Source organism: Bacteroides sp. L008 (assembly GCF_040812255.1).
GTDB classification, from domain to species: domain Bacteria; phylum Bacteroidota; class Bacteroidia; order Bacteroidales; family Bacteroidaceae; genus Bacteroides; species Bacteroides vicugnae.
This window is the reverse complement of record NZ_JBFNXO010000002.1, coordinates 803,929-818,091: the sequence shown is the minus strand read 5'-3', so window position 1 is coordinate 818,091 and position 14,163 is coordinate 803,929. Positions and strand designations below refer to the sequence as shown.

General features: G+C 39.4%; 8 protein-coding genes. 3 read left to right on the top strand and 5 right to left on the bottom strand.

Features of this window, described 5'->3' with window-relative positions:
* Window positions 1-214 precede the first annotated feature (214 nt).
* The 5 genes from AB3G73_RS22260 to AB3G73_RS22240 form a co-directional block, all read right to left on the bottom strand.
* Window positions 215-1,744: a pectate lyase gene (locus AB3G73_RS22260; RefSeq protein WP_367745624.1), complete on the bottom strand. Its 1,530-nt coding sequence runs from the start codon at window positions 1,742-1,744 to the stop codon at window positions 215-217.
* Between the two features lie 118 nt (window positions 1,745-1,862).
* A complete protein-coding gene (locus tag AB3G73_RS22255) occupies window positions 1,863-2,681 on the bottom strand; it encodes a LytTR family DNA-binding domain-containing protein (protein WP_259022251.1) in 819 nt (272 codons plus the stop codon).
* A gap of 3 nt (window positions 2,682-2,684) precedes the next feature.
* Entirely contained in the window at window positions 2,685-3,479 is a 795-nt protein-coding gene (locus AB3G73_RS22250) for a LiaF domain-containing protein (protein WP_148366409.1), read from the bottom strand.
* 172 nt (window positions 3,480-3,651) lie between these two features.
* Window positions 3,652-5,229 (bottom strand): pectate lyase, encoded by a 1,578-nt coding sequence (locus tag AB3G73_RS22245; protein ID WP_320974898.1) that lies wholly within the window; start codon window positions 5,227-5,229, stop codon window positions 3,652-3,654.
* A 45-nt stretch (window positions 5,230-5,274) separates the two neighbouring features.
* On the bottom strand, window positions 5,275-6,915 hold the full coding sequence (locus tag AB3G73_RS22240) for a polysaccharide lyase family 1 protein (RefSeq protein WP_367745623.1): 1,641 nt from the start codon (window positions 6,913-6,915) through the stop codon (window positions 5,275-5,277).
* Between the two features lie 298 nt (window positions 6,916-7,213).
* On the opposite strand from AB3G73_RS22240, the gene AB3G73_RS22235 reads away from it, so the two are divergent.
* From AB3G73_RS22235 to AB3G73_RS22225, 3 genes are read left to right on the top strand one after another with little or no spacing between them, the layout of a single operon-like run.
* Window positions 7,214-10,435, top strand: a complete 3,222-nt coding sequence (locus tag AB3G73_RS22235; protein WP_367745622.1) for a SusC/RagA family TonB-linked outer membrane protein — start codon at window positions 7,214-7,216, stop codon at window positions 10,433-10,435.
* A 26-nt stretch (window positions 10,436-10,461) separates the two neighbouring features.
* A complete protein-coding gene (locus AB3G73_RS22230; RefSeq protein WP_367745621.1) occupies window positions 10,462-12,459 on the top strand; it encodes a RagB/SusD family nutrient uptake outer membrane protein in 1,998 nt (665 codons plus the stop codon).
* Window positions 12,460-12,492: 33 nt separating this feature from the next.
* Window positions 12,493-14,103 carry a DUF5123 domain-containing protein gene (locus AB3G73_RS22225; RefSeq protein ID WP_367745620.1) on the top strand — a complete coding sequence of 537 codons (1,611 nt, stop codon included), beginning with the start codon at window positions 12,493-12,495 and terminating at the stop codon, window positions 14,101-14,103.
* Window positions 14,104-14,163: the final 60 nt, after the last annotated feature.

Here is a 14,163-nt window from a genome sequence, read left to right as displayed (position 1 = left end):
AATTCTTTGTTCTTTCACCAGTGCAAATTTGAAGATTAAACAAGAGAAGATAGAGTAAGATTTAGTAGAAAAGGAGTAAAAAACGGACTAGGGCAAAAAGTGCCCCTCAAGTATAGCTATGCACAAAAAAGATATGCCCTTCAAGTGTTATCATAAAACACCTGAAAGGCATATCATCTAAATTCACCGCATTGAACGGAGAATTACTGATTACCTATTTGTTCTGTGCATCGACTATATTTTGCACCAAACTATTCAAATATACCTCAAGATTCGTATATTGTCCATTCGGATCTTTCGTTTTTGTATTTCCATCTGCGGGATTATTCGGATCAAGTCCGTTTTTTATTTCCCACTCATCAGGTATGCCATCACCGTCTGAATCCACCGGTGCCGAAAGACCTGCCATTGACAACTCCGGCCAGGGAGAATCGCCTGTGTCTTTGGGGCTATTGATAAATCCGGGTTTATTTCCTTCTCCTGTGAAAGTTGCCGTTCCTTTCCGGGTGTCAGAGATGATACGTTTGTCTACTTCATCACGATAATTACAACAACCCGCATAGTTCATTACCTGTTCATAAGCCTTATCAGCCGAATAGGTAGTGATTACTCCAAAATCAAGAGGTTCTTTCAGACGGATAGATTCTTTGGCTTCTTCTGTCCAGAGGAAGTCTACTTTTTCATCATTCTTCAACTGGGCATAGACCCCATCCGTCCAGTTATCGGCAGTCACTCTGTTGTTACCTTCTATCTTATTTCCATCAATATAGAAAGTTCCCCATTTCTGCAGGTAAGGTTGAAAAGCTAAGTTCTTTTTGGGTTCTCCATCAACGTAAACATAAGCCTGCGGATAAACTCCGACTTTGGCGATACGATATTGCACCTGTTTGGAGGCCTGTTTGGTTGCCGGTCCCGGTTTATAATAGTTATTGACGATATTGACATGCTGATCTTCTCCGCCATAGCAACCGTTTCCAGCCCAGTTGTAGAAAACATTATTCCGAATATCAACACATTCGCCAAGAGCTAATGTAGAAGGACGAGGGCCCAGACGCGGCACGCGACTTTCACAGTGAGCGATCAAGTTATGATGATAGGAAGCTTTATGGCCTCCCCAATTACCGCCATATCCGTGTGCCCCTTTTACATGAGTCGCTTTTCTTAATGCTTCAGAGCCAATACACCATTGTACCGTGGAGTTTTCCATACCATAAACGGAAAGACATTCATCCACACTCCAACTAACGGAGCAATGGTCTACCATAATATCTTTTTTATCACAGCCGCCCAATCCATCGGGTTCTTTTCCACTGGCTTCTCCGGGGCGGAAACGAAGAAAACGGATAATTACATTATTAGAATTAATAGAAAAGCCATAATCAGCCAGACAGATTCCTCCGGGAGAAGTCTGTCCTGCAATGGTGAGATGATCTTTCCCTGTTCGTAACTCCGATTTCAGATGAATCGTGCCAGCCACATCAAAGACAATCGTTTTAGGTCCATTTTGTTTCAAAGCCCATCGTAAAGTCCCTTGCGAACCATCGTCTTCCAAAGAAGTCACATGATACACTTTACCACCACGGCCGCCCGTCGTGTATCTACCGTGTCCTTCAGCTCCGGGAAAAGAGATCACTCGATCTTCCCGGACGCCTGTCTCCTGTTTTTCGGGTATGTCATAGGAAAAAGACATCGTTCCTCCCACGACCATTGCCAGCAGACAGACATTAACTAATATTCTTCTCATTTCCTTATTCACATTATTAGATGATGGAAACAAAAGTAGTGGAAGCTTTTCATTCTGACATTCATTTTTTGACCGATATGGGGGAAAAATCAGTTTTTATGATAAGATTGAACCAATTTTAGATCCCCAGCCGCTCTTTTAATAACCGGTAACCGGAAAGACTCACTTTTAGTTTCACGCCAGTTTTCAATAACAACTGATAAGTTTCTTTTCCAAAAAGCTCCACCCGCGAAATTTGTGTTACGTTGACAATCGTAGAACGATGTACACGCACAAATGTATCAGGAGACAGATGGGTCTCAAAATACTTCATTGTTTGTTCTTTCAGATATTCTCCGGTAGGGGTTATCAGCATCACATAATCTCCACACGCTTGTATGTAGATCAGTTCATCTGCCTTTACCAGATGAATTCGGGAACCGTCTTTCACCGTAATGCGATCTATTAATTCTACCTGTGGTTCTCCTTGTTGTTCGGTCACACTTAGCTGATGTGCAGCCAATTCTTTATCCAGTTCCTGATTCTGTACTTCCTCCTTAGTTACGATCAGGCGATACCATAAAGTAATGGCAATCAAGGTTGGTAGTCCGAATAATAACCGGAAAGGTATGGTCTGCACAAAAGGAATATAGGATACGCCTACAATCCTCACCATGATATCACAGATCATAAAACTACCCGCCAGCCATAACAGGCTTCCAACGATTATCATGATTATATCCGTCTGGAACAACGAAACAAGACCGACTACAAACCAGGCCAAATAGGCTATGGCTGCCAGCCAACCAATTGTTGCGACTCCATCTACCAGAGCAGGAAGATAGTCGGTTCCGGTATATCCACAGACTAAAGCCACCTGTGTTGCAACCAGAATCAACGCCAGCACCAGCATCGGAACCCAGCGGAATGGATAATCTATTATCGGATGTGCTTTCATACGCTAGTCTTTAACTTCCAAGCCTCCGAAAGAAAGCGTTCCACGAATGACCAATATGCTCTCCTTGTTTACATTCCCATTTTGCCAGCGTTTGTCATCACATCCTCCAAAAAAAGCATTGCATTTGAACACGACTGTCCAATCCGACGGGACATAAATTTCGACTCCCCCCCAACTGCAATCCAAATCAATATAGGTTTCTCCCGGTGCAATATGGGTATGGCGAAGATCAATAGTTGTCCCCCCGAAAGAGGTACGAATGATGGCTCCTTTAAACAACTCATCAAGTACTACGTGGCGTGCAGCTCCCCAGACATTCTCCGAACGCAAAAAGCCATCTACTGATTCCGACTGTTGTTGTTCACTCTCAAAGTTCATGCCGGGTCTACCCTGATGCATCTTCATCCATTGCCGACGATGTTCCATTGTATGCTGGCGAGCCCATTGCGCCCTCTTATTTCTGCCGGGTTTGAAGATAAATAAAACGCCTGCTATTATCAGGGCGAGGGGCCACACCATTGCCTGTGAATTCTCCGGCAACCAGGAAAGTCCTCCTGTCAAAAAATAGGCACCCGCCAGAAAAAGGATGATTCCACCGATGAAATGGCGGCGAATCATAGCATATATACCTAATAATATAAGGAGTGAATGCCAGGATACGATTATATCAAATACTTCTGATGTAATCCATCCCATATTACGGGCAAACAGTAGAATCCCGGAAAGGATAAAAAGTGAAGCTATCAGTATTTTACCGGAAAAGCCTGTAGCACGGGGAAAATTTTGTTTCTCTTCCATTGTCTCTATTATTAATTGATTAATGGTTCAAAGATACATCATTTCCCTATGCTTCCACAGGCTTTTCTGTTGATTTACGGTATAAATTCCGATGAATGCCGGATAAAAACCGGTGAATACGATTATGATAAACGACCTCGCCCGACAAAGACAAATCTTATCTGTTTATAAATTATTTCTTTCCACCGTTATTCTGTTTTTCAACAATATCATGTACTAAACTATTCATATACATTTCTAGATTGGTATACTGACCATATTTATCTATCGTTTTTCCATTACAATCAGAAGCATCATTCGGATTTAATCCAAATTTTCTCTCCCATACATCAGGCATACCATCATTATCGGAATCAACCAAGACAGTTCCTTGTGGAAGAACAGGCCATGGAGAAACATTCTCCGGAGCATTTGAAGAAAGCAAATCATCCTGACTATCTATCAATCCGGGTTTCGGATATCCTTCACTTTTCCACATGCCCCCTTCTCCATTATGATTATTCAAACCTTTATATCCGGCTGTCCTGGTACGTGTTTCCTCCACAATACGTATATCAACATCATCTCGATGTAATGAACATCCCGCATAATCCAATACTCGTTTATAAGCATTGAAAGCTGTATGTGTCGTTACCGATGCAAACCCGTGAGGTTCATTCAGACGAATAGAATCTTTAGTCTTTTCTGTAATTACTTTTTTATAATTACTTGAGAATTGATTGTAAACTCCATATTCCCAATTATCAGCTGTAGCCTTCTGGCTGTTTTTATCATCTGCCCCTCCGTCTACAACATTACCATCAATATAATACTTTCCCCACAAATAACCTCCATTTCCATCTTCTGTTGCATCTATAGCAAAAATCCGCCCACGTTTAGATCCCGTCACTGTAGCAGGACCCGGTTTATAATAATTATTCACTAGATTAATATTCATCCTTTCCCCACCATACGAACTATTCATTCCCCAATTATAAATAACATTATTACGAAAATCGACATTATCACCATCACATTCTCCATGCTTACGAGCCTTGGCTCCTAAACCAAAACGAGGGTTACGACTATCATGATGGGCTAACAGATTATGATGATAAGAAGAGTGTTCACCTCCCCAGATTCCTCCATAACCATGAGGTCCTTTTGTATGTCCTCCCAATCTAAGGCTCTCCGAAATAATGCACCATTGCATAGTAAAATCATCATTTTCATAAAACGAAGCACATTCATCGGTACACCAACTTACAGAACAATGATCTATAATCACATTCTTCGCTCCTTTCCCTCCTAAAGCATCCGCGCCGTCAGGATGTACACACTCTTTATTACCCATACGAAAACGTAAAAAACGAAGAATTACATTACTTGCATAGTTTGTTACCGGATAACCCGCTATACAAATTCCTCCTCCTGGGGCAGTTTGTCCCGCAATGGTTAAATCCCCTTTCCGTATTTTCAAATCTTTAAGCAGAAATATCGTACCAGATACTTGGAAAATGATAGTACGAGGACCATCCAACTTTTCTATACCATATCGTAAAGTACCAGGTAATCCATTATCAGCCAATGAAGTAACAATATATACCTTACCACCACGTCCACCTGTAGTCATGCTCCCATATCCCTCTGCACCAGGAAAAGCAGCCAGCTCTCCAAAATCAAGAGTATTACCAACACCTGAAGAGGCAAAAATAACTTCACTCCCCATCATAGTTAAAAATACAACCAAACAACGAAAGATTAAATTCATATTCTTTTTATTTATCAAAATAATATCCCAATATAGCAGATTTGTCTATTGTATCCCTCCTTTATTCTGTCCTTCAACAATTTTTTGAACCAAACTATTCATATACATTTCCAAATTCGTATATTTCCCTTCTTCATCTACCGTTCTACCATTTCGATCTGAAGCATCATCCGGATTTAAACCATGCTTTCTTTCCCATTCATCAGGCATACCATCATTATCGGAATCTTTCAGCACAGTACCTTGTAACAATTCAGGCCATGCAGACAATGCTCCAATAGGAATCACGTCATCCTGGCTATCAACGATACCTTTCTTTGGATATCCCACACTTTTCCAGTCAATACCTTCAACAACTCCCTGACCATTGTGCTCATTCTTTCCCTGATAATTTGCAGTTCCAGTTCGAGTCTCTTGAACAATGCGTGCATCTATTTCATCTCTATTCAATGAACAACCCACATAATCCATTACACGCTCAAAGGCCGTACGGGCATCATGAGTTGTAACAGTACCTGTCTCTACAGGAATTGTCCGTCTAAGAGCTTTTTTTGTATCTTCATCCAAAGTTCCATACTTTTTATCAAACTGATTATAAACACCATACTCCCAATTATCCTCCGTGGCTTTCACACAACGGTCATAATCAGCCGCACCGTTAATTTTTCCATCATCCACTACATTTCCTTGAATGAAGAAATCTCCCCAAGTATCAAAAATAGCCGGATATGATTTCTTATCCGAATCACTCACTTTTTTATCAATAGCAATAATACGTCCACGCTTTGAAGTGCCGGTAGGGGTAGCAGGACCGGGTTTATAGAAATTATTTACAATATTTACATGCATGGCTTCTCCACCATAGCAAGAGTTCCCGCACCAGTTATAAATAACATTATTACGCATATCTACAATTTCATTCTCCTTTGTCGAATTAACTCCAGGACCTAAACGAGGATTACGGCTATCGTGATGCGCCAATAGATTATGATGAAAAGAAGCTTTCATTCCTCCCCAAATACCACCATAACCATGTGGACCTTTCGTATGACCACCTAAACGTAGACTTTCAGAAATGAGACACCATTGCAATGTGAAATTTTCATTTTGATAGAAAGAAACACATTCATCGGTACACCAACTCATGGAACAATGATCAATCATTATATTTTTATGATACCGACCACCAAAAGCATCTGCCCCATCTGCACTTACATCTTCTTTATTTCCCATTCGGAAACGTAGAAAACGGACAATTACGTTATCTGCCTCCAAAAAGACCGGATAGCCAGCTAAGCAAATACCATCACCCGGAGCTGTCTGACCTGCAATGGTTAAATCTCCATTTTTTATTTTTAAATCACTATTTAAATGAATAGTTCCTGATACTTGGAAAACAATCGTACGTTTTCCGCTTAATTTCTCTATACCATAACGTAAGGTTCCGTTTTGCTGTTTGTCTTCCAATGAAGTAACAATATATACATCGCCATCACGTCCTCCGGTCGTGTAGCGTCCATGTCCCTCCGCCCCAGGAAAAGCCGGTATCTTTTCATCTTGAACATCTCCAGTCCCTTCGGGTTCTTTCGGATTTTCATTGGTATCAACACTATCAGTACATGCCATGATTCCAAAAACAAACAAAACGGCCCAATACCATCTACTTAGAATTATATCCATTTTCATACATTATTAGATTAATGGGAGCAAAAGTAAGCAGGAAAAAGAATAGTCATGTTCAAATTTTGTTTTTCCCAAGTACTAAAATCGACAAAACAAGGCATTTCAAGCTATCATGTGTATTTTTTGTTTCAAAACTATCATAAAAATGCCTGTCAGCAATTAAAAAACAAAAAATACTAGGTGAAAAACAAATATTGCACATACCTATATTCACATTCCTATACTTTTGTACCGAGGAATTAACCCTAAATGTGAGTACAGAATCAAAAACAATAACCATTAATTAATAAACATGCAAAGAATGTCTAACAAAGTGAAAAACATGCGCAGTTGGCTGCTAATGCTATTTGCAGCGATATCGCTTGGCGTATCAGCGCAAACAATTACCGTAAAAGGTAATGTGAAAGACACAACAGGAGAACCGATCATCGGAGCTTCTATAGTTGAGAAAGGCAATACCACCAACGGTACAATTACCGATTTAGATGGTAACTATTCTATTAAAGTTCCTGCAAAAGCAACCCTTACATTTTCTTATATTGGAATGAAGACGCAGGATATTGCTATAAAAGGACAAGGCCCTATTAATGTCACCCTTTCTGATGACACACAAGCACTAGATGAGGTGGTAGTAATTGGTTATGGCACTGTTGCCAAAAAGGATTTGACTGGTTCAGTGTCTTCTGTTAGTGCAAAACAGATTGCTGCCATTCCAGTATCTTCCGCATCAGAAGCACTACAAGGAAAAATGGCCGGTGTATCTATTACGACTACTGAAGGATCTCCTGATGCAGACGTAAAAATCCGCGTACGTGGTGGTGGCTCTCTATCCCAAGATAACTCACCGCTTTATATTGTAGACGGATTTCCCGTATCAAGTATTTCTGATATTGCTCCAACAGATATTCAATCAGTAGATGTATTGAAAGATGCTTCTTCTACTGCTATTTATGGGGCCCGCGGTGCAAATGGTGTTATCATCATCACTACTAAATCCGGTCAGGAAGGTAAAATCCAGGTAAACTTGGGTGCCTCGTTTGGTGTTCGTAAAGTTACCAAAATGGTAGATGTATTAAACCCGTACGAATATGTATTATGGCAACAAGAAATAGATCAGGAAGGTATGAAATATGGTATCTTTGATGATTTGGATATTTACAAATCGATGAAAGGTACTGACTATCAGGATGAAATTTTTGGTCGCACAGGAAATCAGCAACAATACAATGTGAGTGTAAGTGGAGGCAATAAAGATACTAAGTTCAGCGTCAGCTACGCCCATAACGAAGAAAAAAGTATCATGCTTGGTTCAGGCTTCTCTAAAGAGAACATTAATGCTAAACTTAATACCAATATCAGCAAATGGTTAACGATGGACTTTAACGCCCGTTTTAGTTACCAAACGATTGATGGTATCAGTGGTGGAGCAGATGCAAATGAATCAAGCGCAGCCAATTCATTGATAGCACGTTCCGTTATCTATAAGCCAGTAGAAGAAATAAATACAACAAGTTCTGACAGCGATGATGATGAGAATGTGAATAATGCACAATATAATCCATTAGAACGTTTAAATGCAACTTACAAAAAACAGACTCGGCTACAACAAAACTATAATGTAGGACTTAATTGGAAACCAATCAAAGGATTGACTTTCAGAAGTGAGTTCGGTTATGGCTGGAGATATAACAATACGGACCAAGTATGGGGAGTGGAAGCTACAAGTAATTCTAAATATGGTTATTATGGACAACCACAAGCTCTATTAAACAAGGTTATTAACAAGAACTGGCGTAATGCAAATACAGTAACATATGATACCAAATTCTTGAATAACACGCACAAGTTAAATGTAATGTTGGGACATGAAGTTTCAAGCAGTTATGATCACGAGACAATCAACACTTCTGTTGCATTTTCCAAATATATGACCATTGATGATGTTCTTTCCGGTATGAGTAACGGAACAGCATTGCCAACCTCTACTTACATTGGCTTTAAAGATAATCTGCTATCGTTCTTCGGACGTGTCAACTACACAATACAAGACAAATATCTGATGACTTTCACCATGCGCGCTGACGGATCCAGTAAATTCTCCAAAGGAAACCAATGGGGATATTTCCCTTCATTAGCTCTGGCATGGAGAATATCTGACGAAGCATGGATGGAAAGAAGCAAGGAATGGTTATCCAACCTAAAACTACGTTTAAGTGTGGGTACTGCCGGTAATAACCGTATCAAATCTGGTGCCATCAATTCTACTTTCTCATTAGCGGAAACAAGTGATAAGAACATTTATTTCAATGAAATGAGTGCTGTTGTGCTACAACATGCTTCCAATCTTTCCAATCCTGATCTAAAATGGGAAACAACGCTTACCCGTAACTTAGGTATTGATTTCGGATTTTGGAATAACCGTTTATCAGGTAGCATTGATGCATATTGGAATACAACTAAAGACCTATTAATGAATGCAACAATTCCTTCAAGTACAGGTTTTTCCACCCAATATAAGAATTTTGGACAGACATCGAACAAAGGTATAGAATTAGCATTAGACGCAGTCATAGTAGATACTAAGGACTTCGGTTTAAATGCGAACTTCAACATTTCTTATAATAAAGCCAAAATTGACAAACTAGCCGGAGGACAAACTTGGCAAAGTAGTAACTGGGGAGGTAAGCCAGCCGGACAAAACGACTTCTTTATTGAAGAAGGAGGACGTCTGGGAGAAGTATATGGATATGAATTGGATGGTTTTTACACTACTGACGATTTCTCATGGGACGGCAGTAAATGGGTACTTAACGAAAACCTTACTGATCCAACGGAGCTGATTAAATATAACAATTTCGGTCCAGGTGCATTGAAACTGAAAGCTGATGAAGATGGTAAATTTACTAAAAAGCGTTTGGGCAATACAGTTCCAACTGTTACTGGTGGTTTCGGTATAAACATGCGCTACAAGAATTTTGATCTATCAGCCTTCTTTAACTACTCTCTTGGTAACAAGATCGTTAATGCGACCAAATTAGGTTCAGGCTACTATAATGATACTAAAAAGGGATGGAATTTAAATGACAACTTCACTTTAGCCAAACGTTATTCTTGGATTGATCCCACAACAGGAGAAAATATGTTAAAGAGTTCATATATCAAAAGTAATGGACTTGATTATACTATTAATCGTTTAAATGAAGTGAATGCCGGAGCTTCCATGTATAATCCGGGCTCAATTACAGAGATGCCATTGCTTGACTGGGCAGTAGAAGATGGTTCTTTCCTCCGCGTCAACAATATCTCAATTGGATACACATTGCCTAAAGCTTTTGTAAACAAAATATTTATGAAAAACGTACGTATCTATGTAACTGGTTACAACTTATACTGCTTTACCAAATATTCAGGAGCAGATCCGGAAGTAGATACACGCCGCAGTACTCCTATGACTCCAGGTGTAGATTACTCCGCATATCCCAAAAGCCGCTCATTTGTAGGGGGTATTAATGTTACATTCTAACCCATAAATAGAAAGGAAATACATATATGAAAACTTATATAAAATCAATATTATTAGGAACCGGACTGCTGGGATTGTTTTCATGCAGTGATTTTCTCGATCAGTCTTCCCCTTCGGAATTAAAAGGAGAAAACGTCTTTAACTCTGTTGTATATACAGAACAGGCGTTAAACAAGGTATATGCCGATTTGACATACGACCATACTTATGGTTCTCGTATCCCTATTAATTTTGGTAATAATACAGATATCGAACTGGCAAATGCAACCAAGCAATCTGAAGTTCATCAGAATTCAGAAAGAGGATTAGGAAACTACTATCTAAGCAAAGGATGGGATAAACTCGATACAAACTGGGAAAGATGCTTTGCTATTATTGAAAATGCCAACATCGTTATTGATGGTATTCGTAATAGTGATCTGTTAGCAGAAGGGACTACCACTCGTAAACCAATGCTTCGCTATTTAGGAGAAGCATTGACCATGCGTGCAATGGTATATTATGATATTGTTAAAAATTACGGAGATGTCCCTATGCGTTTTGAACCTACTCAAGCTAACGGTTCTAACATGTATGCAGCAAAAACAGACCGTGACGTTATCTTAGACCAACTATTAGATGATCTGGATGAAGCTGCAAATTATCTTCCTTGGGCAGGTGAAGACGGATACACAACAGAACATGCCACTGCAGGTTTTGCACATGGTCTATTTGCCCGTATTGCTTTATCACGTGCCGGATATAGCATCCGCGAACAGGCAAAAACAGGTTATAGAAATCATCCGACTTGCAGTGACGGACAATTCCCCACTCAACGCCCGTCAGAAGCAGAAGTTCAAAAACTACACGAACGTGCATTGGCACATTTGGATATTGTAGTTAGTAAACAAGTTCATAAATTGAATCCGTCTTTTGAGAACCAATGGGATTTGATCAACAAGCGGACATTAGATACTAAATATTACGAAAATCTATACGAGGTAGCTCACGGATTAGGAAGATCAGGTGAAATGGGATACAGTACCGGAGTTCGTATTAATGGTGCCAGCAATAAATATGGCGCAAAAGGCAACAGTAGTGGTAACATCAGACTCACAGCTTCTTATATCTTGTCTTTTGACAATAACGACAGCCGTAGAGACATTACATGCGCCTATTATGAATTAAAACAGACTACAGTAGACAATAAAGCAGTCATAAAAGAGACATTGCTTTCCAACTCTCCTTTCAGTGCTTACGTAGCAAAATGGGATATCCGTAGAATGGACGATGCAATCATCTCTTTGGCACAAAATACAGACCAGAAATGGGCTCCGGGTATTAACTGGGTAGTGATGCGTTATTCTGATATTTTATTAATGTATGCTGAAGTTATGTATAACTTGTATGGATTAGAAAGTAGCAATCCAAACGGCACCACTACTAAAACCGCACTTGAAGCTTTGACAGAAGTACACATTCGTGCTTTCGATACTGCTGCCCAGACTGCTGCCAAAACAGCAATTGAAGCATCTGCCCGAAACAACTTCATGGAAGCACTTGACCAGGAACGCGCATGGGAATTTGCAGGAGAATGTGTTCGAAAATACGATCTGATACGTTGGGGAACACTCTCTGAAAAACTGGATCAGTTCAGGACAGACTATAAAGCCATGATTGAAACAGCTCCTAAATTTATCTTCTACAAAATGAAAAGTGATGATCCATATTCAATTGATATGAACAGTATCACTTGGCGTACTGAACAAATTCCTCCCGACCTTAGAGACCTTGAGGATCCTGATAAAGTGAAGGAAGCTGCAAAGACTGCAGGTTATGAGTATGTTACTGGTTGGGGAACTAACTATGAATGGAAGAAAGGAGTAGCAGATACTAGCAAAACAACCAATGATTTAAATCTTGAGTATGTAGATGATATCAGCAGTGGTTTAAATACTACAATCAAAAATAGACATCTATTACCAATAGGCTCCAAAACAGTTTCGGATGCCAATGGATACATAGAAAACTCCTATAACTTCTAATAAATGTATGAATATCATTCAATAATTGATCTCATGAACATGAATATTATCAAATCAACAAAATATACGGTTTTATCAGGACTTTTTATAGTCCTGACCGTACTGCTTTCATCGTGTGAGAAAGCAAATGATTGGGAAACAGACAGTGCCTACAATCGTCTGTTCCGTAGTACTAAACTGGCAGTCAGCCCTAGCATCAACGATGCTGAAGTTATATGGAATAATACAATCAATACCGATTATTATATCATTGAAGTGAATACTTCTGAACTCACCGCTGAAAATTATCAGGAAGGCTCTGTTATTTTCGGAGAGGATAAGAGTATAAAAAGCTCTCCATACACTATTGAGGGATTGGATGCAAATACCAATTACTATATTCGTATTCGCTCATGCTCAGAAATAGCATCACCTTCCAAATGGGTATATCCGGAAAATACAAGCTTTAAGACTAAAACAGAACAGTTAATTGAAGATATCTCAACCATCACCGGTTCTACTGCCATTATCACATGGAAAAAGAATCAGAGTGTAACTCATTTCCTACTGACGAACACAGAAACTTCAGTAGTTACAAACATTCCAATCACTTCGGAAATGAATGCTAAAGGTAGTTACCAACTTACAGGACTGGCTGCTTCTACCGCATATACTATTGGTATATACAATACTGTCAGTGGTGAAGAAATCTTGAGAGGTGAGAAATCGTTCCAAACTACAGAAAACTTCCCGGACGGTTATACACCTGTATATCTTACAGCTGCTGATGATCCTAATGAGGTGCTTGCTGCTCAAAGTGGAAATATCGTTCTGGTTGTGCCTCACTCTACAACGATCACATTCAATAAAGCTGTCATTGTACCTGAAACTATTACATCAATAGTATTTTGGGGAGCAAGTGGAGGAGCTGAACAAGCAACGATGACAACTAAAACTATTTTGACTTTAGGAAATAAGGATGTGGTACGTTTCTATAACTTAAATGCCGATGCGCAGGGAGATTATTTCTTTAATCTTCAGAAGAGTACAGAAATGACAGATGATATAGCAACTAGTATCAACACTCTATTAATAGAGAATTGTACGATAAACAATTCTAAATCGTTAGTAAGAGCTAAAGAAGGTACTAGTATTCAAATCAATAAAGTTAGTGTAAGTAAATCTATTATCAACGGTTGTAGCGGAGATATGTTTGCTTATAAAGAATCAACAGTTGCCCAAATCCCTGTTACTGAAATAACTAATAGTACCTTGATTAAGCCACAAGGACGAATCTTCTATGCAGGAAATGCAGCTTCTTTCTCCATCGATTATTGTACGATGTATGGCTGGGGAGGTTCAAAAGCATTATTAGAATTAGGAGATAAAAATACGACAGGAATGTCCTTAGCTATCAAAAATACAATCTTGGCTAATGGTGGAAGCAGTAGAAAAGCTCATAATGCAAATGCAGCTGCAAATCTTAGTCTGACTATCGAGAAAGTTTATGGTACTAATGATATGACATTCCATAGTACTCTTGGTGATGTAACCAAATATGATAAATCATCTGCGGAAGTGTTCGAAAATCCGGAAGAAGGAAACTTCAAAATCATAGATGCCCTATTCCCAAGTGGCATTGGTGATCCTCGCTGGACAGAATAAGAAAATAATGGAATGTCTGAAAAGACATACTAAAATTGAAAGGCTATCATTTTATCTGAT

Bases quoted from the DNA above. Each gene is read 5' to 3' on its own strand.
- AB3G73_RS22240 (WP_367745623.1), bottom strand. From the start codon at position 6,915: ATGAAAATGGATATAATTCTAAGTAGATGGTATTGGGCCGTTTTGTTT.
- AB3G73_RS22245 (WP_320974898.1), bottom strand. From the start codon at position 5,229: ATGAATTTAATCTTTCGTTGTTTGGTTGTATTTTTAACTATGATGGGG.
- AB3G73_RS22250 (WP_148366409.1), bottom strand. From the start codon at position 3,479: ATGGAAGAGAAACAAAATTTTCCCCGTGCTACAGGCTTTTCCGGTAAA.
- AB3G73_RS22230 (WP_367745621.1), top strand. From the start codon at position 10,462: ATGAAAACTTATATAAAATCAATATTATTAGGAACCGGACTGCTGGGA.
- AB3G73_RS22235 (WP_367745622.1), top strand. From the start codon at position 7,214: ATGTCTAACAAAGTGAAAAACATGCGCAGTTGGCTGCTAATGCTATTT.
- AB3G73_RS22225 (WP_367745620.1), top strand. From the start codon at position 12,493: ATGAACATGAATATTATCAAATCAACAAAATATACGGTTTTATCAGGA.
- AB3G73_RS22255 (WP_259022251.1), bottom strand. From the start codon at position 2,681: ATGAAAGCACATCCGATAATAGATTATCCATTCCGCTGGGTTCCGATG.
- AB3G73_RS22260 (WP_367745624.1), bottom strand. From the start codon at position 1,744: ATGAGAAGAATATTAGTTAATGTCTGTCTGCTGGCAATGGTCGTGGGA.